General features: G+C 70.0%; 26 protein-coding genes and 1 tRNA gene. 12 read left to right on the top strand and 15 right to left on the bottom strand.

Annotation, left to right across the window (positions count from 1 at the left end; genetic code table 11):
- Positions 1 to 175 precede the first annotated feature (175 nt).
- Entirely contained in the window at positions 176 to 1447 is a 1272-nt protein-coding gene (locus LPW41_RS04715; RefSeq protein ID WP_230704219.1) for an MFS transporter, read from the bottom strand.
- A 55-nt stretch (positions 1448 to 1502) separates the two neighbouring features.
- Between LPW41_RS04715 and LPW41_RS04710 the strand changes: the two genes are divergently transcribed.
- On the top strand, positions 1503 to 2453 hold the full coding sequence (locus LPW41_RS04710) for a DUF5937 family protein (protein WP_230704218.1): 951 nt from the start codon (positions 1503 to 1505) through the stop codon (positions 2451 to 2453).
- Here the strand turns inward: LPW41_RS04710 and ligD are convergent.
- Positions 2450 to 3475 carry a non-homologous end-joining DNA ligase gene (gene ligD / locus LPW41_RS04705; protein ID WP_230704217.1) on the bottom strand — a complete coding sequence of 342 codons (1026 nt, stop codon included), beginning with the start codon at positions 3473 to 3475 and terminating at the stop codon, positions 2450 to 2452. The genes LPW41_RS04710 and ligD overlap by 4 nt on opposite strands.
- 489 nt (positions 3476 to 3964) lie before the next feature.
- Between ligD and LPW41_RS04700 the strand changes: the two genes are divergently transcribed.
- The gene (locus LPW41_RS04700; protein ID WP_230704216.1) at positions 3965 to 4591 is read left to right on the top strand and encodes a DUF1684 domain-containing protein; all 627 of its coding nucleotides are present in this window, start codon (positions 3965 to 3967) and stop codon (positions 4589 to 4591) included.
- Positions 4592 to 4808: 217 nt separating this feature from the next.
- On the opposite strand, the gene LPW41_RS04695 is transcribed toward LPW41_RS04700, so the two are convergent.
- The 3 genes from LPW41_RS04695 to LPW41_RS04685 form a co-directional block, all read right to left on the bottom strand.
- Positions 4809 to 5918, bottom strand: coding sequence for an SseB family protein (locus tag LPW41_RS04695; RefSeq protein ID WP_230704215.1), 1110 nt, complete (start codon positions 5916 to 5918; stop codon positions 4809 to 4811).
- Positions 5919 to 6422: 504 nt separating this feature from the next.
- Positions 6423 to 8858, bottom strand: coding sequence for an ATP-dependent helicase (locus tag LPW41_RS04690; protein ID WP_230704214.1), 2436 nt, complete (start codon positions 8856 to 8858; stop codon positions 6423 to 6425).
- 267 nt (positions 8859 to 9125) lie between these two features.
- On the bottom strand, positions 9126 to 9602 hold the full coding sequence (locus tag LPW41_RS04685; RefSeq protein ID WP_144829359.1) for a general stress protein: 477 nt from the start codon (positions 9600 to 9602) through the stop codon (positions 9126 to 9128).
- A gap of 139 nt (positions 9603 to 9741) precedes the next feature.
- On the opposite strand from LPW41_RS04685, the gene LPW41_RS04680 reads away from it, so the two are divergent.
- Positions 9742 to 10152: a YccF domain-containing protein gene (locus LPW41_RS04680; RefSeq protein WP_230704213.1), complete on the top strand. Its 411-nt coding sequence runs from the start codon at positions 9742 to 9744 to the stop codon at positions 10150 to 10152.
- Positions 10153 to 10155: 3 nt separating this feature from the next.
- Here LPW41_RS04680 and LPW41_RS04675 read toward each other — a convergent pair whose 3' ends face one another.
- On the bottom strand, positions 10156 to 11097 hold the full coding sequence (locus LPW41_RS04675; protein ID WP_230704212.1) for a hypothetical protein: 942 nt from the start codon (positions 11095 to 11097) through the stop codon (positions 10156 to 10158).
- Positions 11098 to 11317: 220 nt separating this feature from the next.
- Positions 11318 to 11686 carry a VOC family protein gene (locus tag LPW41_RS04670; RefSeq protein ID WP_144829368.1) on the bottom strand — a complete coding sequence of 123 codons (369 nt, stop codon included), beginning with the start codon at positions 11684 to 11686 and terminating at the stop codon, positions 11318 to 11320.
- 55 nt (positions 11687 to 11741) lie between these two features.
- Between LPW41_RS04670 and LPW41_RS04665 the strand changes: the two genes are divergently transcribed.
- From LPW41_RS04665 to LPW41_RS04635, 7 genes are all read left to right on the top strand, one after another.
- On the top strand, positions 11742 to 12179 hold the full coding sequence (locus tag LPW41_RS04665) for a MarR family winged helix-turn-helix transcriptional regulator (RefSeq protein WP_144829371.1): 438 nt from the start codon (positions 11742 to 11744) through the stop codon (positions 12177 to 12179).
- A 32-nt stretch (positions 12180 to 12211) separates the two neighbouring features.
- Positions 12212 to 13135, top strand: a complete 924-nt coding sequence (locus LPW41_RS04660) for a DMT family transporter (protein ID WP_230704211.1) — start codon at positions 12212 to 12214, stop codon at positions 13133 to 13135.
- The gene (locus tag LPW41_RS04655; RefSeq protein WP_144829376.1) at positions 13116 to 13856 is read left to right on the top strand and encodes a GntR family transcriptional regulator; all 741 of its coding nucleotides are present in this window, start codon (positions 13116 to 13118) and stop codon (positions 13854 to 13856) included. The genes LPW41_RS04660 and LPW41_RS04655 overlap by 20 nt, the downstream gene beginning before the upstream one ends.
- 68 nt (positions 13857 to 13924) lie before the next feature.
- Positions 13925 to 14000 (top strand) — tRNA-Met (locus LPW41_RS04650).
- 69 nt (positions 14001 to 14069) lie between these two features.
- Positions 14070 to 14969 (top strand): HNH endonuclease, encoded by a 900-nt coding sequence (locus LPW41_RS04645; protein ID WP_144829379.1) that lies wholly within the window; start codon positions 14070 to 14072, stop codon positions 14967 to 14969.
- A gap of 76 nt (positions 14970 to 15045) precedes the next feature.
- Positions 15046 to 15270, top strand: coding sequence for an RNA-binding S4 domain-containing protein (locus LPW41_RS04640; protein ID WP_144829382.1), 225 nt, complete (start codon positions 15046 to 15048; stop codon positions 15268 to 15270).
- Positions 15271 to 15379: 109 nt separating this feature from the next.
- A complete protein-coding gene (locus tag LPW41_RS04635) occupies positions 15380 to 15769 on the top strand; it encodes a nuclear transport factor 2 family protein (RefSeq protein ID WP_144829385.1) in 390 nt (129 codons plus the stop codon).
- A 146-nt stretch (positions 15770 to 15915) separates the two neighbouring features.
- Here the strand turns inward: LPW41_RS04635 and LPW41_RS04630 are convergent, their stop codons facing one another.
- Positions 15916 to 16212, bottom strand: coding sequence for a hypothetical protein (locus LPW41_RS04630; protein WP_144829389.1), 297 nt, complete (start codon positions 16210 to 16212; stop codon positions 15916 to 15918).
- A gap of 128 nt (positions 16213 to 16340) precedes the next feature.
- Entirely contained in the window at positions 16341 to 16463 is a 123-nt protein-coding gene (ykgO, locus tag LPW41_RS04625; protein ID WP_144829392.1) for a type B 50S ribosomal protein L36, read from the bottom strand.
- 80 nt (positions 16464 to 16543) lie between these two features.
- Between ykgO and LPW41_RS04620 the strand changes: the two genes are divergently transcribed.
- Both LPW41_RS04620 and LPW41_RS04615 read left to right on the top strand, forming a co-directional pair.
- Complete coding sequence (locus tag LPW41_RS04620) at positions 16544 to 17539, top strand: GTP-binding protein (RefSeq protein ID WP_230704210.1); 996 nt, start codon at positions 16544 to 16546, stop codon at positions 17537 to 17539.
- A gap of 37 nt (positions 17540 to 17576) precedes the next feature.
- A complete protein-coding gene (locus tag LPW41_RS04615) occupies positions 17577 to 18095 on the top strand; it encodes an Lrp/AsnC family transcriptional regulator (protein WP_230704209.1) in 519 nt (172 codons plus the stop codon).
- Here the strand turns inward: LPW41_RS04615 and LPW41_RS04610 are convergent.
- From LPW41_RS04610 to LPW41_RS04585, 6 genes are read right to left on the bottom strand one after another with little or no spacing between them, the layout of a single operon-like run.
- Positions 18001 to 18597: an Lrp/AsnC family transcriptional regulator gene (locus LPW41_RS04610; RefSeq protein ID WP_230704208.1), complete on the bottom strand. Its 597-nt coding sequence runs from the start codon at positions 18595 to 18597 to the stop codon at positions 18001 to 18003. The two genes, LPW41_RS04615 and LPW41_RS04610, sit on opposite strands and share 95 nt — an antisense overlap.
- Before the next feature lie 35 nt (positions 18598 to 18632).
- Positions 18633 to 19361, bottom strand: a complete 729-nt coding sequence (locus LPW41_RS04605) for a 3-keto-5-aminohexanoate cleavage protein (protein WP_144829402.1) — start codon at positions 19359 to 19361, stop codon at positions 18633 to 18635.
- A gap of 27 nt (positions 19362 to 19388) precedes the next feature.
- Positions 19389 to 20060, bottom strand: a complete 672-nt coding sequence (locus LPW41_RS04600; protein WP_154096144.1) for an RraA family protein — start codon at positions 20058 to 20060, stop codon at positions 19389 to 19391.
- Between the two features lie 3 nt (positions 20061 to 20063).
- On the bottom strand, positions 20064 to 20879 hold the full coding sequence (locus LPW41_RS04595) for a carbon-nitrogen hydrolase family protein (RefSeq protein ID WP_230704207.1): 816 nt from the start codon (positions 20877 to 20879) through the stop codon (positions 20064 to 20066).
- On the bottom strand, positions 20876 to 22015 hold the full coding sequence (locus LPW41_RS04590) for an ABC transporter ATP-binding protein (RefSeq protein ID WP_230704206.1): 1140 nt from the start codon (positions 22013 to 22015) through the stop codon (positions 20876 to 20878). Before LPW41_RS04590 ends, LPW41_RS04595 begins: the two co-directional genes overlap by 4 nt.
- A 21-nt stretch (positions 22016 to 22036) precedes the next feature.
- On the bottom strand, positions 22037 to 23110 hold the full coding sequence (locus LPW41_RS04585; protein ID WP_144829411.1) for a PotD/PotF family extracellular solute-binding protein: 1074 nt from the start codon (positions 23108 to 23110) through the stop codon (positions 22037 to 22039).
- Between the last annotated feature and the right edge of the window lie 42 nt (positions 23111 to 23152).

The following is a 23152-nucleotide window of genomic DNA, read 5'->3' as shown; positions in this document are numbered from 1 at the left end:
GGCAGGCGCGGCCGGCCCGCACCGTCGCCTGAGCCTGCCGCGCGCCGCGCGCGTCACGAGAACAGGGGACGCCACGAGAACAGGACGAAACTGCCGCAATCGTCCTGTTCTCGACGCAGCGTCCTGTTCTGGTGACCGCGACAGCGACGGCGACCGCGCCCGCGACCGCAGGCGCCTAACCTGCGGCCCCCACCTCCCGCCCCGCCCGCCGGGCGATCACGACCACTCCCGACGACGCCCCGGCGAACATCGCGGCGAGGATCGCCCACCCGCCCGTGCCGAGGTCGATCGCGGTGAGCGTCACGACCGCGGGCGCGATCATCGCCCCGCCCGCATACCCGGTGCCGTAAACGCCCTGGTAGCTGCCCATGCGCTCCTGCGGGGCGAGGTCGAAGCTCAGGCTCCAGCCCGCGGCGCTCGACATGATCTCGGCGAGCGAGTGCATGACGGCGGCCGCCAAGAGCACCACGATCACCAGCGTCGCGGGACCCCACCCGTCTCCCCCGACCCACCCGGCGCCCGCCCACAGCGCGCACGCCGCGACCATGAGCCATCCGGCTCGCGTCATCGCGCGCCCCGCGCCGGCGAACGTTCCGGTGCCGCGGCTCATCCGCACCTGCAGCAGCACGACGACGACCGTGTTGACCAGCAGGAGCGGACTCACGACCACGTCGGCGGCGATCGTGTGCGAGACGACCCACAGCGGCACGCCGATCTCGAACACCCCGAACTGGATGCCGAAGACCCCCATCAGCACGGTCAGCCACAGGAAGCGCGGGTCGCGGTAGGGGCTTCGGCCCGCTGGAGCGGGGGCATCCGACGAGGGCTCCGCGACCGCCACGTCGACGCGCGCCGGATCCAGGCCGGCCACGAACACGGCGGACGCGAGGAAGAGCGAGCCGGCGAGGGTCATCGTCAGGTGGAAGGCGAACGGCGTGCCGAGCGCGAGGGGAATGGCGGCGACCGTCGTGCCGACGCCGATGCCGACGTTCGTGACGGTTCGCATCGTGGCGCGGATGCGCACGCGATCCTCGCCGCGGAACGCCCGTCCGACGACGGAAGAGCGCACGCTGCCGCCACCCTGCTGGGCGAGCAGCACCAGCGAGGCGACGACCACGAGCGTGGGCAGATCGCGCACGAACAGATAGCCGATGAGGGCGGTCCCCTGCACGACGTGCAGCACGACGAGCATCGTCCGCGCGCTGAAGCGGTCGGACAGGTGCCCGAACACGAGGGAGCTCGCGACACCGACCGCGCCGGCGATCGTGAGGCCGATCCCGACAGTGACCGGCTCGAGGCCGACGATGAGCGTGAGGTAGAGCGTGGTGAGAGTGAAGAACGCGCCGCGACCGAGGGTGTCGACCAGGGTGATCGTGAGCAGACGGCGGAGCGTCCGGTCCGTCTGCACGAGGGTTTTCAGGGGGACGGTGGGGATCGTGCTGGTCACGTCTCCATTGATCCAGGCGCGGCGGGGTCGTTCAATCGATGTAGCGTGGGGCTTCATGATCCGATACGAATTGGATGCCGCCGACATCTCGGCGATTCGCTTCGGCATCTCGCCGTTGTCGGAGCTCGGGCTCGGTCTGCGCGCTTTCTCGCAGCCCGAGGGCTTCCCTCTGCAGCGTCCGTGGCTCGAGCGGATCGCGTCGGTGCGCCCGCTACTCGATCTCGAGGTGCTGCTCGCGCTCGTCAACGACCGCAAGTGGACCGCCGACTTCGTGAACCCTCGGCCGGCTTCTCCGCTGACCTCGCTCGACGACGAACTGACCGCGCTCGGACGCATCACGCGCGCCCACTTCACGACCGACCTCGAGCGCGTGCACGGGGAGGTGCCCGCGGTGTTCCGTGGCCGGCACGACGTCGTCATCGCCCGCCTGCAACGCGCCCTCGCCACCGCGTGGGACCTGTGTTTCGCCCCGCACTGGGCGCGCATGAGCACGGTGCTGCGCGCCGACATCGCCTACCGCTGCCGCATCGCCGCCCAGGCCGGGATGGGCACCGTGCTCAACGGCCTCTCGGATGCCGCCCGCTACGACGGCCGCCACCTCGACGTGCGGCTGTGGAACCCCGAGATCCGCCGTCGCCCGGTGCGCGGCGACGGGCTCACTCTCGTCCCGTCGATCTTCACGGTCCGCGTCTCGACCCCCATCGACGACGACCTGCCACCCACCGTCATGTACCCCGCGCGCGGCCAGGGAGCGATGTGGTCGACGAGCGGACAGCCCGCACCCGATGCCGTGTCCGACCTGCTCGGCCGCACCCGCGCGACGTTGCTCGCGGCGCTCGGCGAACCGGCATCGTCTACCGACCTGGCCCTGCAGCTCGGGGTGTCGACTTCCGCGATCAACCAGCATCTGCGCGTGATGGAACGCGCCGGACTCCTCAACCGCGCGAGATACGGCCGCGCGGTGCTGTACTACCGCAGCGCCGCGGGCGACGCACTGACTCCCTAGGCGCCAGGCGTCTTCGCCCGCGAAGGCTGCACGCGCGGCGGCTCCCCCGGCATCTTCGGGAACTCGGGCGGGAACGGCAGCTCGCCGAGACCGTTGTCGAGGTCGCGCTGCCACCACTCCAGCAGGGTGTCGACGCGTCCGGGCTTGTCGGCGAACCCCTTCCACGGATCACCGACGGATGCCAGTCGCTCGGGGATCGAGCGCACGGTGAACGCGAGCGGGTCGAGGTCGTCGAGCTCGTCCCAGGCCACCGGCGTCGACACGGTCGCGGTCGGCAGCGCCCGCGGCGAATACGCCCCCGCCATGGTGCGATCCCGGTTCGCCTGGTTGAAGTCGACGAAGATCCGCTCGCCGCGCTCTTCCTTCCACCAGTTGGTGGTCACGGCATCCGGCATCCGGCGCTCGAGCTCACGTGCCGCGGCGATGACCGCGTGCCGCACGTCGAGGAACTCGTGCGTCGGCTCGATCGGGCAGAACACGTGCAGGCCGCGGTTGCCGCTCGTCTTGATCCACGCCTCGAGGCCCGCCTCGCGTAGCACCGCGCGTAGCTCGTGCGCGGCAGTGACCGCCTCGGCGATGCCCGTGCCCGGCTGCGGGTCGAGGTCGATGCGCAACTCGATCGGGTGGTCGGGGTCGGTCGCGAGCGAGGCCCACGGATGGAACACGATCGTGTTCATCTGCGCTGCCCACACCGCCGATGCGATCTCGCCGAGGAAGAGCTGCGGATGCCGGCGCCCGCTGTTGTACGTCACGGTCACGGCCTCGACGAAGTCGGGCGCGCCCTTCGGCGGGTTCTTCGAGAAGAAGGCTTCGCCCCCGACGCCCTCGGGGAAGCGCTCGAGCGACACCGGCCGGTGCCCGTTCGCCGCGATGAAGGGATCGGCGACGGCGATCAGGTACTCGGCGAGCTCGCGCTTGGTGATCCCGACCTCGGGCCACAGCACGCGGTCGGGGTTCGAGATGCCGACCTCGCGCTCGCCCTCGGGTCCCGGAACGGTCAACGTGATGCGGGGGGATGCCATGACCCGACGCTAGTGCGCGGGCCGGGGCCGTGTCTGCCCCGTTGCGGGCGAGCGGGCGGGGCGGCGCTTTTGCGGGGTAGCGCTCCCGTGGGGCGCCGCCGTTCCGGGGCACGCTTCGTGGCCCCGGGGCGACAGAGTGGCCCCGGGGCCACGTAGGCACAGCACCTGTACGCCCCGTGGCACCCTCGCTCGGCCCGGGCACCGCATTTGGCCCCTGGGCCACACCGCATCCGGCGCGGATCGGGGCGCCGTCCGTGGCCCCGGGGCCACCTACGCACGGCACCTGTACGCTCCGTGGCGCCCTCGCTCGGCCCGGGCACCGCATTTGGCCCCTGGGCCACACCGCATCCGGCGCGGATCGGGGCGCCGTCCACAGCCCCGGGGCGACAGAAGTGGCCCCGGGGCCACCTTCGCGCCGTACCCCGACGCTCGGCGACACGCGTGTCCAGCCCGGGCCGCGGCATCCGGCACCGTCCTACGCTCGAGGGCATGACCACCGCTGCAGGCCGCACCGCCCTCGACATCGTCGACTGGCGCCGCCGCGTTTTCGCGCTGTACGACGCGGTGCGCGAAGCCGACGACCCCGAAGACGCGCACGAGCTCTGGCGCATCGAGCGCGATGCGCTGTTCGCCGATCATCCCGCCACTCCCCTGCTTCTGGAGCAGCGGGCCGGATTCGTCGGCCTGCCCCTCGCCCCCTACGACGCCGCGTGGCGATTCGAGGTGCCGCTGCTCGACGCCGACGAGGCGTCGTTCGTCGCGACGACGGGCACCGACGGCGAGGTCGGCTTCGAGCGCATCGGGCGGGTGGAGCTCCCCGACACCGGCTCTCTCGATGTGTGGCGTCTCACCTCGTACGGCGGCGGCCTGTTCGTTCCGGTGCGCGATGCGTCGGCCGGACGCCCGGGCGGAACCTATGGCGGCGGACGCTACCTGCTCGACACGATCAAGGGGGCCGACCTGGGCACGGGTTCCGCGCCGGACACGCTCGTGATCGACTTCAACTTCGCGTACAATCCGTCGTGCGCGTACGACCCGATGTGGGCCTGTCCGCTCGCGCCCGCGGGCAACGTGCTTCCGGTCACCGTGCCGGTGGGCGAGCTCTACGGCGTCTGAGCGGTCACAACTCCGGAGAAACGGCCCCACTCGGGCCGGAACACCGCGGCGGCGGCGGCACCACGCGGCGGATCTCCGGAGTTGCACACGGGGCACCCGACCAGCTCCCGCCGCGCGCACCCACGGGCGACGTAGCGGCCGCACGGTCGCGGACCGACGGCTCGGCGAGGCGAGCGCCGTGAGGCGACGGCTGCGCCGGCCCGACGGCATCCGGAATCTACGAAGCGGGCGCCTCGTCGACCTCGGCCAGGGCGATGAGCGGCGCGAGCTCGTCGCGGGTCATGCGGATCCACGGGCCGGCGGCGTCGATCAGGATGCCGGTGAGCCCGCCGTCGGTGGCCAGCGCCTTCGACAGCTGGGCACGCTTGATCGGCAGAGGCTGGTCGCCGCGACCGAGGGCCAGCAGCTCGAGCGGGTGCGTGAAGACCTCGAGGAAGCGCTCGCCCGCAGCCGACCGCGACTCGGCGACGCCGATGGGGCCGTCTTCGCCCGCGCGGTTGACAGCGATCCACAGGGGCGCGTCGGCGATGATCGCGTCGACGATGGCGCCGGGCGTTTCGTCGGCGCGGGTCTCGCAGAGCAGAGTCTTGATGCGCAGTTCGGGATCGGCCTCGGTGACCATGCGCTCGAGCAGGGCCGAGGGGAGCACGGCACGGTGCTCCTCCGACGCGGGGTCGAGGATGATGCCCGCGTAGGGTCCGGCGAGCACGTGCCGCAGGAGCGCCATGATGGGCTGGCCCATCGCCGAGGTGTCGCGATCGCCGTCGGCGTCGACACTCGCACGCAGCGCGAGTCCGCCCGTGTAGGCGAGCACGAGCTGCTCGTCGCCACGGTTCGCCACGGCCAGCGGCAGGTCTTTGCCCTCGGCGACGAGCGCACGCGCGTCGCCCTTCACCCGCAGGAACACGTGCCCCTGCAGCAGCTGACGAGCGACGTTGAGCAGCTGGTTGGGCTCGGGCTGACCGTTGATCTCGGCGAGGGCGTTGCCCAGCAGCACGTTGTCGCGCAGACCCGGGACCGTCTCCGGTGCCTCCGGCGCTTCCATTGCACCGGGCTGACGCGCCGAAGGGCGGTCGGCCACCGGCGGGGCGTTGGTCAGCTGCGGCGCTGCCTCGGGGGCGGCGCCGACACCGCGGAACGACGACATCGAGATGCCGACGGTCGGGGTCGCCTGGGCGGGGGCCGCGTCCGCGGCATCCGTTGCGGGAGCGGCGTCGCTCGGACCGGCAGGATCGACGGGCTGTTCGCCCGGCTCGATCGTGGAGTCGGGGCGGGCGGCCGATGCGTCGTCGGAGTCGGACTTCTTGCGGCGCGAGAAGAGAGCCATTGTTTCAGCCTAGCCGGGGCGTTCCCCCGCGCGGTCCGCAGGGCGCGCGCCGGGTGGTCGAGGCCGCGGGCGCGGCGCGGGGTCGGCGGGGTTCGGGTGTGGATGGGGATGTGGTTTTGGCGCGGGGTCGGCGGGGTGCGGGTGCGGGTTTGGGGCGGGATCCGCAGCTTGGGGCGAATATTTTCCGCCCCGAACGCAAGAACGCGCCCCAAACCCGGACGCCCGCGGCCCGGCGCGGTCCGACCGTCACCTCAATCGCCCGGCGGCGCGCTCCAGCGCACGTTTGGGGCAGGATCCGCAGCTCGGGGCGGATATTTCACGCCCCAAACGGAAGAATGCGCCCCAAACGGGGAGCCCCGAGCCGACGCAGCGCCGCGACCGCCTCGAGAGTGCGATCGCAAGTGTTCGGGGCAGATTCCGCAGTTCGGGGCGGATATTTCACGCCCCGAACGCCAGAATCCGCCCCAAACGCCGGAATCCGACCCAAACGGGGAAGCCCGGCCGTCAGAGCTTGGCGATCGGCGCGATCTTGATGAGCAGCTTCTTCGGCCCGACCGAGTCGAACCGCACGTGCGCGACGCGCTTCGCGCCTTCGCCGGTCACGGCATCGACGCGGCCCTCGCCGAAGTCGTCGTGGCGGATGCGGTCGCCGGAGGCGAGCTCCATGTCGCCGTTGTCGCGCACCTTGGCCGGGATGCGGTTGGGGAACTTGCTCGGATCCGCCGGCGCGCGCTTCGGCAGCGGCACGAGGTCGTCGCCGTAACGGTTGCCCCCGGCCCCGGGCTGGCCGGGACGCCGACCGCGGGCGTTGAGCGCGCGCGACTGCGAACCGCCGCGACCGTTCACGTCACCGGGCGATTGCCTCCAGTCGATGAGGTCGGCGGGGATCTCCTGCAGGAATCGACTGGGCATCGCGACCGTCACCTCACCGAACTGCGCGCGCGTCATCGCGAGCGAGACGTGCAGGCGCTTGCGGGCGCGGGTGATGCCGACGTAGAACAACCGTCGCTCCTCCTGCGGACCGCCCGGCTCGTTCGCCGAGATGCGGTGCGGCAGCAGGTCTTCTTCGACACCGGTGAGGAACACCGCGTCGTACTCGAGGCCCTTCGCGGTGTGCAGCGTCATGAGCGACACGGATCCCGACGCGTCGTCGAGGTCGTCGGCGTCTGCCACGAGGGTGACCTCGGTCAAGAAGTCGATGATCGTGCCCTCGGGGTTGTTGCGCGCGAACTCGCGGGTCACGGCGACGAGTTCGTCGAGGTTCTCGAGGCGCGCTTCGTCTTGCGGGTCTTTGCTGGCGCGCAGGGCGTCGAAGTAGCCGCTCTTGTTCAGCAGCAGCGTGAGGCCTTCGGTGACCGAGGTGGAGGGGGCGAGCTCTCCGGATGCCGGGAGCATGACCGCCGTGGCCTCGCTCAGCACCGCGTCGAGTTGGTCGATGGCCTTCTGCAGCTTCGGGCCGACCCCGATCTGGGCCGAGTTCGCAAGGGCGTCGCGGAAGGTGATGCCGTGCTCGGCGGCGTAGCGGGCGATCGCCGTCTCGGTGACGTCGCCGATGCCACGGCGCGGACGGTTGAGGATGCGGCGCAGCGCCATCGAGTCTGCGGGGTTCGCGACGGCGATGAGGTACGCGAGCGCGTCTTTGATCTCGGCGCGCTCGTAGAACTTGGTGCCGCCCATGATCTTGTAGGGCACCGCGGAGCGGATGAAGATCTCTTCCAGCGCACGGGACTGCGAGTTGGTGCGGTAGAACACCGCGACGCCGGAGTAGGGAAGCCCCTTCTTGTGCAGCGCCTCGATCTCGTCGGCGACGAACTGCGCCTCGTCGTGCTGCGAGTAGCCGGTGAAGCCGATGATGGGGTCGCCCGCGCCGACGTCGGTCCACAGCTTCTTGTCTTTGCGGTCGAAGTTATTCGCGATGACGGCGTTGGCGGCCGAGAGGATGTTCTGCGTCGACCGGTAGTTCTGCTCGAGGAGCACGACCTTGGCACCCGGGTAGTCGCGCTCGAACTCGCTGATGTTGCGGATGTCGGCGCCGCGGAACGCGTAGATCGACTGGTCGGAGTCACCGACGACGGTGAGCGAGGCGGCGTCTTCGCCCGCGGGCTCGGCGTCGAAGATCATCATGCCGCCCGACGAGAACGGCTCGGCATCCGACCCCGGTGCCCGGGTGAGCTCGTGGATGAGCGCGTACTGCGCGTGGTTTGTGTCTTGGTATTCGTCGACCAGGATGTGCCGGAACCGCTTCCGATAGCGATCGGCGACCTGCGGGAACGCGCGGAAGAGGTAGACCGTCTGCGCGATGAGGTCGTCGAAGTCGAACGCGTTGGCCCGTTGCAGCTCGCGCTGGTACGAGCCGAAGATCTCGACGAACACGCGCTCGGCGGGGTCGCTCATGTTCGCGGATCGGGCGTACGACTCGGCATCCGCCAGCTCGTTCTTCAGCTTCGAGATGCGGCTCTGCGTGCCGGCCGGGGTGAGGCCGAACGAGTCGCCCTCGTGCTCTTTGACGAGACGCTTGATGAGGGCGCGCGAGTCGCCCGAGTCGTAGATTGTGAACGACTTGGTGAAGCCGAACTGCTCGGCCTCGCGCCGCAGAATGCGCACGCACGCCGAGTGGAACGTCGAGATCCACATGCCGTCGGCCTTCTGCCCGATGAGCTGGTGCACGCGCTCGCGCATCTCGCCGGCGGCCTTGTTGGTGAAGGTGATCGCGAGGATCTGACTCGGATACGCCTCACGCGTGCGCAGCAGCGATGCGATGCGGCGCGTGAGCACACTCGTCTTGCCCGAACCCGCGCCCGCGACGATCAGCAGCGCCTGCCCGCGATAGGTGACGGCCTCGCGCTGGGGGCCGTTCAGGCCCTCGAGCAGGTCGGCGTCGGGGCGGGCCGACGACGGCGCGGGGCCGTCGAAGATGAGTGGCGTGGAGGCATCGGTCATGGCGGATCAAGTCTAGGCGGGGCCTCCGACATCGGCCCCCGGTGGGCTCCCTCTCGCGGTTCGGTGCGCGCGGGGTGGCCCCGGGGCCACGTTCAGCGCCCCGGGGCCACGTCCGACGCCCCACATCCGCGCGGCAGGCCACGTTCAACGCCCCGGGGCCACGCCCGACGCCCCACAACCGCGCGGCCGGTCACCCGCAACGCCCCGCGTCCACGCCCAGCGCCGCACAACCCCGCGGCACCCACCGCCGCGTCAACGGGCCTGGGCTCAGACCCGCTCTTCGCCCGCGGCCCCCGCCGACAGCAGCGACTGCGCGCGGGCCAGGTGCTCGGCATCCACCGTCACATCCCATCGCTCGGCCTCGAAGCCCTGCACCGACGAGAAGTCGCGGCGACCGCCGGTCATCGCGTGGCCGACGAAGCCGAAGACCGCGCCCCACACCGCTCCGAGCACGAGGCCCAACAGCAGCAGGCCGAGGAATCCGGTCGGGGTCAGCAGCCCCACGAGCACGCCGATCATCAGGCCGAACCACGCGCCCGACGCCGCGCCCAGCAGCGCCGCGCGCCCGCGGGTGAGGCGGCCGGTGATCTGCTCGACGATGCGCACGTCGTGCCCGACGATCGCGGTGTGCTCGACCGGGAACCCGGCATCCGACAGCCGGTCCACGGCGGCCTGCGCGCCGGTGTAGTCGCTGAAGCTCGACAGGACGCGACGCTCGGGGGTGGCGCGGGTGATATCGGACATGGGGGTTCCTTCCCTCGGTGGCCTCACGTTAACGCCGCTGACCGAGCACGATGGGGCGCTTGCGCGGCGCGCGAGCAGCGATTAGTCACCGGGAGTCAAACCCCGGATGCCACCCCGCTGCGCCCGCGAGAATGGAGGCATGCGCTTGATCCTCAACGTCCTCTGGCTCGTACTCTCGGGTTTCTGGCTCTTCCTCGGCTATCTCGCCGCGGGGATCGTGCTGTGCGTGCTGATCGTGACGATCCCGTGGGGCATCGCGTCGTTCCGCATCGGCCTGTACTCGCTGTGGCCCTTCGGGCGCGAGATCGTCGCCAAGCCCCGCGCGGGCGTCGCGTCGTTCCTCGGCAACGTCGTGTGGGTGATCCTGGCCGGGTGGTGGCTCGCCCTCGGCCACATCTTCACCGGCCTGCTGTTGTGCGTGACGATCATCGGCATCCCGCTCGGCATCGCGAACTTCAAGCTCGTGCCCGTCTCGCTCATGCCCCTGGGCAAAGAGGTGCGCGAGATCCGCCGCGGCGGGCCGTTCGATGCGACCCTTGAGCGCCGCTGACGCTCAGCCTCGACGGCTGCGGTCGTACACGCGCTGCGGCAAAGCGAGCACGACGCCCACCACGGTGATGACGGCGCCGATAACGGCGGTGACCGTGACGACCTCTACCGGCAGAGCGCCTTCTCGAACGGCTGTCATGCGCGCCAGGTCCCACGGCAGCACGCCGATCTGCTCGTTCCACGAACGCAGCGCGTCGCCGACGCCGAGCAGAGCGATGGTGGTCGCGGGCAGCGCGTAGCCCACGCCCACTCCGGCGAGCGCGACACCCGCGGCGCGGCGCCGGCCGAGCTGGGCCGACAGCGACCAGCCCGCGGCGACGAACACCCAGGCGACCAGGGCGAAGGCGATCGCGAGATAGGCGATGCGCACGACCGGCGACGACCACAGCGCCGGCCAGATCCCCTCGGGCCCCGACAGGGCGATCGCGATCAGAGCGAAGACGCAGCGCAGCACGAGGGCACCACCGACGGCCGCGATGATGGGCCACGGAGAACGGCGGCCGAGCAGCAGTCGCACCACGGCGGCGAAGAGCAGCCAGCCGCCGATCGCGACGAGCACGCTCCACAGGCCGTCGCGCGGCGCCTGCACGACGCGGGTGGCCACGAGCAGACCGCCGGGCACGATGATCATCAGCCAACGATCGAGCGGCAGCACGCCGAGGCTCGATTCGCGGGCCCGCCACGGACGGGTCGAGGCGATCCACGAGGCGCGGGCCGCGGCGGCGCCGGGGCGGCGAACCAGACGCGTGCGGGCGGCGACCATGCCGATCACGAGCCATGCCGCACCGAGGGCGAAGAGGAAGCGAGCGAGCCACTCCGTCGTGGAGTCGACCTCGGCGGGCTGCCGGGCGAACGGATCGACGATCGCGGCGAGGATCACGCCGAGCAGAAGCAGGACTCCGGCGTAGGTCAGGGCCATCATGCCTCGCCCCGCCGTCGTCGCCATGCACCTACGTTACCCGCCGGTGGCACCGCTCCCGGACGCGGGCCGCGGGAGGCCCCACCCCTCGCCGTCGTGCGGGCGCCATCGTCGACACGCCGATTCCGCGGCATCCGGAAACGGCGTGTCGACCCCTGATCCGCACGACGGTCGCGACCCCGGCGACCCGGACGAATGAGAGAAGAAAGACCCCGGATGCCGCCGCCCGCCCGACCCGATCGAGACCTCAGCCGCGGTCGTGAAGGGTGACGTGGTACCCGTCGGGGTCGGCGAAGGTGAACGTGCGGCCGAAGGGGCCGTCGATCGGGTCCATCACGATGCGGTGGCCGTCGGCGGCGAGCTCGTCGTGGATCTCCTGCACGCCGGTGGCGTGAAGCCAGACCGCGACGCCGATTCCCGGCTGGGCGACGTCGGTCAGATCGGTGGCGGGGGCGAGGTCGCGCAAGGCGAAGGCGATGGGCGTCGTGTCGAAGACGACAGCGTGAGGCGGGCCCGCGGGCGAGCGCCGCAGGCCGAGGTACTTCTCGTAGAAGGCGTGCGACGCGGCGAGGTCGCGCACCTGGAGGGAAAGGAAGTCGGGTCCGGTGACGGGCATGAGGTTCTCCTTGCGTGTCAGTTATCTGACATTGACTGTATGTCAGAATACTGACATGACGCAAGAGGCGATCGACCTGAACACCTCCCTGGGCTACCTCCTCAAGGAGGCGGCGAGCGCGCTGCGCGTGGCGATGGAAGACGTGCTGCGCCCCCTCGGAATGACGGTCACGCACTACTCGTGCCTCGAATTGCTCAAGCAGCGACCTGGCTTGTCGAACTCCGACCTCGCCCGCGGCGCCTTCGTCACCCGCCAGTCGATGAACGTGCTGCTGCAGACCCTCGAGCGCGAGGGCATCGTCGAGCGCCCGGATGCCGCGCCGGTCGGCAAGGTGCTCCCCACGCGCCTCACGGCGAAGGGTCGCGCCGCCCTCGAGGAGGCGAGCGCCGCCGTCCGCAGCGTGGAGAAGCGGATGCTGAGCGGCATGACGGATGCCGAGCAGAAGGCGGCCCTGGTGGCCCTGCGCTCGATGGTGACCTCGCTACGGAACTGACGCCGCATCGCGGATTGTGTAACAATCCATCCATGCTTCCCGCTCTCGCGATCCTCGCCGCGGCGCTGTGCTTCTCGACCACCGGCACCGCGCAGGCTCTCGCGGGGGTGGACGCCTCCCCCGTGGCGGTCGGAGCCGCGCGCATCGTCGTGGGCGGCGGCATCCTGGGACTGCTCGCCCTGGCCCGGCGGCGCTCGACACCTGCGCGCGCGGCGTCGGGCGGCGTCGTGGCTTCCCGCGGTTCGCTCGCGGGCCTCATCGCCCTCGGCGCGGTCGGGGTGCTCGCGTATCAACCGCTCTTCTTCCTCGGCACGCGCGACAACGGCGTCGCGATCGGCACGGTCGTCGCGCTCGGTTCGGCGTCCATCGCGACCGGGATCGCGGATGCCGTGCGCCTCCGCCGCGCTCCCTCGAGCCGCTGGATGCTCGCCACCGCCATCGCCCTGGCCGGGGTGATCCTCGTGTCGGGCGTCACCGGCGGAGCGGTCGCGCTGACCCCCGGCGGCCTGCTCGCGTCGGCCGGCGCGGGAATGTCGTACGCCCTCTATACGGTGTGCGGCAAGGCGCTGATCGAGAGGGGGTGGGATTCCACGCGCGTCATGGGTACCGTCTTCGGTGTGGCCGCCATCGCGAGCGCTCCCGTGCTGCTGCTCGCCGGAAGCGCGTGGCTGCTGACCCCGAACGGCCTCGCGCTCGCGGTGTGGCTGGGCGTCGTGACGACGACGATCGCGTACCTGCTGTTCGGACGGGGCCTCGCCCGCCTGAGCGCCGTGACGGTGTCGACGCTCACTCTGGCCGAACCGTTGGCCGCGACGCTGCTCGGACTCTTCGTGCTGCACGAGCAGCTGACCCCCGTGAGCGCGGTCGGCCTGACCCTCATCGCGGTGGGTCTCGCCGTGGTGTCGACTCCCTCGCGTCGGCGTGAGGGGGTTCCGGATGCCGCGTCCCCAGCCTGACGCCCACGACGCCGCGGCCGCACGGTCGAGCGCGGCCGAACGCTCCCCCGCCGACCGGGGAACACGGCCCCCGAGGAGAACGGGCACCCCGGGCCCTCGCGCGGCTGACCTGCTCGCCGACACCATCCGTGCGGCGATCCTCGCGGGTGACCTTGCGCCCGGCACGCCCCTGCGCGAAGAAGAGCTGAGCGCGACGCACCGCGTCTCACGCCATACCGCCCGCACCGCGCTCGCGACACTCACCGGCGAGCGCCTCGCGGTGGCCGAGCCCTACCGCGGAGTGCGCGTCTCGCTGCTCGACGACGACGCCCTCATCGCTCTGCAGCAGCTGCGGTGCGCCCTCGAAACCGAGGCGTTGCGGATCGTCCGCGACCGCGGCATCCGCCCGCCTGACGTCGACGCGGCTCTCGACGAGCTTGCGAGGGCGGAGGCCGCGGACGACTGGCCCGCCACGCTCGCCGCCCACGCGCGCGTGCATCTCGCGCTGGTCGACGCCGCGAGCAGTCCTCGCATCGTGGAGGAGTACCGCCGCCTCGACTCCGAGATGCACCTGCTGCTGACCCATGTGCGGCCGGCCTACGCCCCGGGCGCGCTGACCACCGAGCACCGGGCCTACGTCGCCGACGCCCTGCGCGACCCCGAACGTGCGGTGCGCGCGCACCTCGACCACTCGACGCGGGCAATCATCGACGGACGCAGCGCGCGTTCGCCCCGCATGTGACGACACATCCCGTCACGCTTCGCAACGCCCATTCGAGCGGTTCATGGCCCGCGTTAGCGTGGTCGCATCGCGGCGATCCGGGCGGTCCCGGGCCTCGGCTCATAACCGAAGGCGTGGCGGGTTCGACTCCCGCCGTCGCGTCCACTTATAGTCACGACCGCCTGCATTCGCGGCCCAAAATGCGGCCATCTGTTCGGCTACGGTGAGATTTCGATGTACACGCTCTCACCCGCATCCTTTTCGCGTCTGTCGCAGGTCACGCCCGCGGCGTCCGCCACCTCGACGACCGTCGTCATTGTCGTATTCGTCGTCCTGGCCGTGGCCGCCGCCGTGGTCGGGGTTGTCTTAGTCATCCGCGCACGGCGTCGTCGGATTGTCGTGGATACCAGCTCGGCTCTTTCAGAGCTCACGACACTCAACAACCGCTACGCGGAGGCAGTGACCCCGTTGTCCGTCATTCGTCTCGACTTCGGCTTCCGTGCTCCCACAAAAGCCAAGTTCGATCAGTTCGATCTCGACGGCTTCGGGCGGTCTAACGTTCTCGAGCAGGAGACTGCGCTCGAGAAGGCGATCGCGGTACGCAGGACTGTTCTCCGCACGTACTCGATGTATTCGAATGACGTCGTCACGCTTGGCGGGCAGCACATCGGTCACAGTTCCGACGACCGCTTGCGGAGCGACACCTACCTGAAAATCGAGAAGAGTCTGTTCAACAAGTGGATTTTGGCCCGTCCGACACCGCTCGCGAAGGTCGAGATCTCGGCGACGTACACGAGCCCTCAGGGCCGCAACAGCTACGCACGCTCTACGGTATGGGACTTCGACGAACTCGCTCGCAACCTGTCGGCCGCGCAAGCCATTCGGGCCGAGCGAAGCACTGTTTCATATCTCCGTAGCAAAGAACGCAGCCTGCTCACCTCTCGTCTGCGCGCGGACATTCTCCGCCGTGATGGATATCGCTGCCGAATGTGCGGAAGAGCCGCCGACCACGGCATCACGTTGCACGTCGACCACATCATCCCGGTCAGTCGAAACGGCCGCTCGATCCCCGAGAATCTGCAGACCCTTTGCCAGGACTGCAATCTCGGGAAGAGCAATCGCTTCGTCGGTTGAGTTCATCTCGATATCTTCAGAGCACTCGGGCAATCACGAGAAGCCCGCGCGGGCCGGAGCCTGCCAGACTGAAAGCATGACCTCCCCCGCCCCCGAAGACGTGCCCGTCGGCAGCGAGGGCATCCGCCTCGGCCAGTTCATGAAGTTCGCCAGCATCCTCGACTCCGGCGGAGACGTCAAAGAGGCCATCATCGACGGCTACGTCGAGGTCAACGGCGAGGTCGACCGTCGCCGAGGCCGCCAGCTGCAGGTGGGCGACGTCGTGACCTTCGAGGGCCGCTCCTTCCGCGTTCAGGCCTGATCCGGCCCGACATTGGCGCGATGAGCCACCCCTCGTCACCTGAAGCGGCCCGCCCTGCTGCGCTGCAAAGCGCTTGCGCACTGTCATCCGCTCCGGAAGCGTGACCCACATGGACAATCGCGAGAATGCCGTCGCCGCTGAAAGTTGGATCGCTCGTTACGTCCGCGCGTGGTCGACGAACGACCCGGACGACATCCGCTCCCTTTTCACGGAGGAGGCCGAGTACCGCGACGGGCCGTCGACCCCTCCGTGGGTGGGTCGCGACGCGATCGTCGACGCGTGGCTCGCTCAGAAGGACGAACCGGGAACGTGGTCGTTCACGCACGAGCTCGTCGCGGTCGACGGCGACGTCGCCGTGATCCGCGGGTGGACGGACTACCCCAACGCCACTGCGAAAGCGAGACACTACGACAACATGATGGTCATCCGGCTCGCCGAAGACGGCCGTGCCGCGCTCTTCACCGACTGGTGGGTGGCGTCGACACCATCCGATTCGTGAACGGGTCCGTTCTGCACCGCCATGTCGATGTAGTGACCCCCTCCTTCCGCGTTCAGGCCTGACCCGGCCCACACGAAAGGCCCGCCACCCCGACGGGGAAGCGGGCCTCGAACACCCCGCGCTCGTGACACGGGATGCCGCACGACTCAGTGCTCGTCGTAGTGGTCGGCGTGCAGCGCGTGACGGTGGCCGTCGTGCACGTAGTCGGCGTGGTCGTCGTGCACGACCTTCTCGTGACCGCAGTCGTCGCCGTGACGGTGCTCGTCGACGGAGTGCTCGGCGTGCGACTCGTGCTCGTCGTAGTGGTCGCCGTGCAGCGCGTGTCGATGCGTTCCGTGCACGTAGTCGAGGTGGTCGCCGTGCTCGATCTTCTCGTGGCCGCAGTCGTCGCCGTGTGCGTGCTCGTCGATCGTGTGCTCCGCGTGGGTCTCGGGCGTGCTCATTCTTCACTCCTGTGGTCTTTCGGAATCCGGACAGCGGCGGCGCGTGCCGTCCACGGCCCCCACGACACCATCACCTCCGTCTCACGACAAGAGCTTGCGACGCGGACTCACCCCGACGCAGACCGCGGTCATCCCTGTCGGCCCTTGAACCGCGGGTTCGCCTTGTTGATGACGAACACGCGCCCTCGACGCCGGACGACCTGAGCTCCTGGCTGTTTCTTCAGCGACGCCAGCGATGCGCGAACCTTCATGACATCCTCCTTGTTGATAACCGTTCTCATCTACACGATAGAGTCATTGCAGCCCCATCGACGAACGAGAGGCGGATGCCATGCCCCGAACAATCGCCATCATGGGCGTGTGCGCCCCGGAGCGCCGCGCCTACGCCGAGCGCACCGCCGTCGCGCTCGCGCGCCCCCTGCACCTGCTGCGCTATGCCGACCTGCGCGTCTCGCACGCGCTCCCGCTCCCCCGCCCGCGTGCCGACGACACATCGGCGGTCGTCGACCTGGGCACCGACGTCGATCTCGTGCACGCGATCACCGCGCGGGGAGCAGCGCAGGTCGAGGCGGTGTGCGTGGTCGACGCCCGCCACATGATCGGCGACCTTCTCGACGACGCTCCCCTCGCGGCATCCGCAAGGCCCGGTGACACCCGCGGCGATGTCGGTGCCCGCGCTCGACAGGCGGCGCTGGCGCTGGAGCTGGCGACGCGCATCGTCTGGATCAACTGGGAACGCGTGCCCACCCACGCTCTCGCGGTGCAGATGGCCCTCGCCTCGCACCTGAACCCCTCCGCCATCGTGCGGCTCTCGCGCGACCCCCTGAGCGACCTGCAGTCCGAGGCCGTGCACGAAGGCGAGATGCTCGAGCGCGCCGGGTGGGTACGCGCCTTGAACGACGAGCACGACCCCTACATGCACGACAACCGCGTCTTCACGCTGCGCTACGAGCAGGTGCGGCCGTTCCACCCCGGCCGCCTGTCGACCGCGCTCGACCGCCTCGACGACGGCGCCGCCGGACGCCTCGTGCGCTCCGCGGGCTTCTGCCGGCTGGCGTCGCGGCCGGGCATCCTCGCGCGGTGGGAGCACGTCGGTTCCGCGATGTGGCTCGAACCTCTGGGAGCCGACGACGGCCGCATGGGCCTCGGACAGGAGATCGTCACCACCGGTCTCGATCTGTCGGCCCCGCGCCTCGGACACCTCCTCGATGCCGCCGCGCTCACCGACGACGAGCTCGCCGCCGGCCCCTCCGCGTGGGTGCGCTACGACGACCCTCTTCCCGCGTGGCCCGTGGTGAGTTCTTCGATTCCGGATGCCGATGACTGACGCGGCGCGCGCACGGCTCGTGTGATTGGATCGAGGCGTGCAGCTCGAGGCCATCGACGTGATCGATCGCAAGATCATCGATCAGCTGCGCCTCGACGGCCGTCGTTCGTTCGGTCAGATCGCCCGCTACGTCGGATTGTCCGAGGCGAGCGTGCGCCAGCGGTACAAGCGGCTTCTCGACCTGGGTGTGGTGCAGGTCATCGGCATGCCGAACAGCCCCAAGCTCGGATTGCTCGAAGTGCGCCTGTCGATCCGCGTGCGCGGAACCACGGTCGACGCCGTGGCGCACGCGCTCTCGGCCCTCGCGCCCGTCAAGTACGTCGGCGCGTGCATCGGCGCCTACGACCTGATCGTCGACGTGCGCTGCGAGACGCAGACCGAGCTCACCGCGTTCCTCACCGACACCCTGCACACGATCCCCGGCATCGCCGTCGTCGACACGACGAACATCCTCGAGGTGATCAAAGACGAGTATCTGTGGTCGGGCTTCCGTGACCCGGTCGGCCGTTTGACCCGGCCGCATCCGTCTGCCGGATCGCGCCCGTCTGGGTCGTGACCGCCCCGGTGGTCCCTGCGGCGCCGGCGGATCCGCCGACGGCGCGCTGACCTGACTGGTCGCGCAGCCCGTTCCACGAGTAGTCCTTGTACAACCGTGTGAGCACGTACTGGTCGATGGTCGTCACGCCCGGCGTGCGCCGGAGCTCATCGAGCAGCTCGACGAGCTGGGTCAGGTCGCGAGCCGTCGCTTCAAGGTAGATGTCGTGCGCTCCGGAGGTGAGCGAGACGTGCCCGATCATCGGGTTCGACGCGAGCGAACGGGCCACCTGCCGGGGGCGCAGCCCCTGCACCGACAGCATGAGGCGCACCGACTGATGCCCGAGCGTCAGCGGGTTGCACAGCGCGACGATCCGGAGGATCCCCGATGAGGTCAGTCGGCTGACGCGCGTGCGCACCGTCGCCTCGGACACTCCGACGATCGCCGCCATCTCCGTGTAGGCGCGGCGGCCGTCCTCGACGAGGAGTTCGACGAGGCGACGGTCCAGATCGTCGGCGCTCATGCTCTCATTCTCGCGCGTCGGCGCTCACCCGCGGCTCACTCGGCGTCCGACCACCGCCGCGCGGTCCGCACCATCTCGCTGTTGTCGGGGGCGATCGACCCGTCGGGGAGGGTCAGCATGTCCTCGAAACCGACGCGCACTTCGCATCCGTCCTCGATCGCCGCGCGCACGACCGGCCAGGCGGTCTGGTCATACCCGTGGTAGAGCATCGGTACCGTCACCCCGGCCTCACGCAGTGCAGCGGCGATGCGCCGCGAGTGGTCCACGGCATCCTGGATCTGCTCGTCTTCGGGCTCGATGAGGATGCGGACGTTCTCGTGGAGGGTCGGCGAGGCGAGGAGCGCGGGCACCTCGTCGATGTGCCACACCGCACTCTCGAGCACCATCCCGCGCTCGCGCACGAGCACGGCGGCCTCGGCCGCCCCCTCTTCCGAGAATGCGACGGAGGCGAAATCGGGGAGCCACTCCTCGGGCCACTCCGCGATCAGGCGCATCCGCTCCTCGTGTCCCGAACACGTCCACAGCCCTGTGGTGGTTCCGACGACGATGCCGGGATCACGTTCCCGGATGCCGCGCACCATGCGGGCGATCTCGTCGGGCGCGATCGTCTGGGCGCCGTCGTCGGTGCGCGCATGGGCGTGCACGACATCGGCTCCGGCACGCACGGCCGCGACCGCGGCATCCGCGATCTGCTCGACGGTGAGGGGAATGGCGGAGTGTTCGTCGCGCGAGCGACCTCCGTTGATGGCGGCCTTGATGAGCATGGTTCTCCTGCGCTTTCGCTGTCGTCGTCAGTGGCCGGTGAGGGCGTCGAGCATGGCCGTCGCACCCGTCAGCTCGCCCAGGCGACCGCCCGCGCGCAGCTGTGCGACGAGCTCGGGCTCTTCGGCGTCGTCGTCGAGCGCGGTGTCGATCAACGCGGCGACCGTCGCCGCCGCAGCGATGAACACCCCGTTGCGATCGGCCAGCACGACGTCGCCGGGCTGCACCGGCACGCCGCCGCACGTGACCGCGATGTTGTGGCCACCGGCATCCACCCCCAGCAGCTTCGTGGTCAGCACGCTCGTGCCCCGCGCGTAGACGGGGATGCCGAACGCCTCCACTTCGTCGAGGTCGGTGACGACACCGTCGACGACGATTCCGGCCGCTCCGCGGATGCTGAGAGCGGCCGCGAGAACCTCGCCCACCGGTGCGTGCCGCACGTCTCCCCCGGTGTCGATGACGAACACGTCACCCGGCTCGCACCAGCCCGCGGCGTGATGGAGCGCGGTGGAGTCCTGCGCGGTGAGGCGCACCGTGACGGCACGCCCGACGACCCGACGATCGCCGGTCTGTCGACGGATCTCAGGGTCGACGAAGCCTTCCTCGAGGTAGTGGCCGAGGGTCGGGAATGACACGCGTTCGAGTTTCGCAACGAGGTCGGGGTCGAGGGCGGGCGGCGTCGGGCCGGAGGTGTAGGGCATGGATCAGTCCAGGAGGGAGAGGTGGGCGGAGAGGCGGCGATTCGACAGCGCGGGCAGCGCGTCGCGCACCTCGGCGATGCGATCGAGCGAGACCGGCACGATGCCGATCGCGCGACCGGTGGCGGGCAGGTGCACCTGCTCGACCCCGAGGGGGTCGATGACGAGGCTCGTGCCGATGCAGTCGGGCGAGGACGATCCGGATGCCAGCACCCAGCACGTGTTCTCGATCGCGCGAGCGGTGAGCAGGGTGGTCCAGTGCTCGACCTTGCGGTGACCGGCGACCCAGGCCGCCGACACGCTGAGCACGTCGGCGCCGCGCGAGACGAGGTCGCGCGCCAGCTCGGGGAAACGCAGGTCGTAGCAGTTGACCAGTCCGACGGCCACGCCGTCGATCAGCACGAGCGGCGGCAGCTCGTGCCCGGCGGTGACGTAGTCGGATTCGCGATAGGTGAAGGCGTCGTAGAGGTGCAGCTTGCGGTACACGTCGACCAACTCGCCGCGCGGGTTGACGACGACGAGGGTGTTGAAGGGTCGCTCGGAGCCACTGGGCTCGTAGCCCCCGGCGATGATCCACAGATCGTGCCGCATGGCGAGTTCCGACAGGTGCGCGAGGAACGCGGGCCACTCTCGGGCGACGACGTCTGCACGCTCCGACGCGTCGATCTCGCCTGCGACGAGCATCGCCTCCTCGGGCAGCACGAGCAGACGCACTCCCTCGGCCGACGCGTCGGCGGCGAGCGCGGTGACCTCGTCGCGGTTGTGAGCGGCGTCGGTGGTGGGAGCCATCTGCCCCACGGCGGCCAGCAGGACCGGGTTCATGCGAGCTCTCCCGTCGGGATGACACGACTGTCGGACGGATGCCATGACACCGTCACGCGCGCACCATCGGCCGTCGCCGCGAGGGCCCGGGCGGCGTCGCCGCTCGGCACCGAGGCAGACAGGACGATGCCCGAATCGAGCGCGAGGTGCGAGATCCACTCGTCGCCGAGGAAAACGCGTTGCGTGAGCGTCGCCGGCAGGTGGACGCCGCCCTCGGTACGAGCACCGTCGGGGAGCACGCGTACCCGCTCGGGACGCACCGCGAGGGTGAGGGGCGTCCCCGGCGCGGCGTCCGGGATCTCGTCCACCGGCACCTCGCCCACGCCGGGGATCGTGAAGCGGCCGGTCGCGGCATCCGCGACACCGTCGATGAGATTGCAGCTGCCGATGAACCCCGCCACGAACCGCGACGCCGGGGTGTCGTAGATCTCGGTCGGCGTTCCGATCTGCTGGATGCGCCCCTCCGACATGACCGCGATACGGTCCGACATCGTCAGCGCCTCCTCCTGATCGTGGGTGACGTAGATGAACGTGATGCCGACCTCACGCTGCATGCGCTTGAGCTCGAATTGCATCTCTTTGCGCAGCTTCTGATCGAGCGCACCGAGCGGCTCGTCGAGCAGCACGACGGCGGGGCGCCCGACGACGGCGCGGGCGAGGGCGACGCGCTGACGCTGACCGCCGCTCAGCGCCGCGGGCTTGCGGTCGGCGAACGCGCTCAACCGAACGAGCTCGAGCGCCGCGCGGACGCGGTCGTCGATCTCGCGCTTCGGAGTGCGGCGCACGCGCAGCTCGAAGGCGACGTTCTCGTAGACGCTGAGGTGCGGGAACAGCGCGTAGCTCTGGAACAGCATGTTCAGATCGCGCTGACGGGTGGCGACACCGTCGACGTTGCGGCCGTCGAGCTCGATCGAGCCGGCGGTCGGCGTTTCGAACCCCGTGATCATGCGCATGAGCGTCGTCTTGCCGCAGCCGGACGGGCCCAGGATGCTGAAGAACTCGTTCTGCGCGATGTCGAGGTCGAGAGGGTCGACGACGCGGTTGGCGCCGAACGACTTGGTGAGGCCCCGCAGGCGCACGGCCGGGGCGGGGCCCGTGGCCGGCGCAGTGCCGGCCACGGGGCTGTCGATCGTCATGGGGCTCATTTCGGTCTCAGATCACGAGGCGCGGAGGCGGGTCCAGCCGTCCTGGAAGTACGACAGAGCCGCGCCCGGGTCGACGATGAATTCCGACTTCGTAAGGGAGTCAGCGGGGGCGTAGATCGCCGGGTTGCTCACGAGGCTCTGGTCCTTGACGAGCTCGAGCGCCCCGGCGTTGGTGGAGGCCAACGACGCGTCGTCGGTGAGCAGGGCTGCCACCTCGGGACGAAGGGTGTAGTTGAGCCACTTGTACGCGGCATCCGTGTTGCTCGTGCCCTCGACGACCGAGAAGCTGTCGGTCCAGAGCGTGCCGCCCTCTTCGGGGATGATGTAGTGCACGTCGGAGTTGGCCATGACCGCCTTCGCCGCGGTCGTGCCGCTGTACGCCTCGGCGATGCACGCATCGCCCGACCCGACGAGGTCGGCGTAGTTCTGACTGTTGTATCCGGCGAGGAGCGGTTTCTGCTCGATGAGCTTCTGCGTGGCCTTCTCGATATCGTCCTGGCTCGTGGTGGTGGCGCTGAGTCCCTCGACCTGGAGTCCGGCGATGTAGGCCGAGAGCATGTTGTCGAGCATGTAGATCTTGCCGCTGTACGCGGGGTCCCACATGTCGGCCCAGCCGGTGATCTCCTTGCCGGTGCAGGCCTGGTTGTACAGGATGCCGGTGGTGCCCCAGGCCCACGGAATGGCGTGCGCGTTGTCGGGGTCGAATGAGGGGTCGACGAACTTCTCGGCCAGGTTGTCGAAGCCCTCGAGCTTGCTCTTGTCGATCTGCGCGACGAGGTTGCGGTCGACGAGCAGCTGGACGGCGTACTGGCTGGGCTCGACGATGTCGTACCCCGAGTTCCCCGCGGCGAGCTTGGAGATCATCGTCTCGTTGCTGTCGAAGGTGTCGACGGTGACCGTGATGCCGGTCTCCTTCTCGAAGCCCGAGATGACGGAGTCGGGGATCTCACCCGCCCAGGCGTAGATGCTGAGCGACGAGGAACCGCCGCCCGCGGAGTCGGTGCCGGCGCCGGAGGCGCAAGCGGTGAGTGCGGAGAGGACGCCGACGGCGAGGACCGCACCGACGGCCCGGTGACGCGTGTTCATGGGTGCCTGCTTTCGTGGTGGGTGGAGCGCATGTTTCGGGTG

It is taken from the genome of Microbacterium sp. JC 701, assembly GCF_021026215.1.
GTDB lineage: Bacteria > Actinomycetota > Actinomycetes > Actinomycetales > Microbacteriaceae > Microbacterium > Microbacterium algihabitans.
The sequence above is the reverse complement of the archived record's forward strand: the minus strand, read 5'-3'. Positions and strand labels throughout refer to the sequence as shown.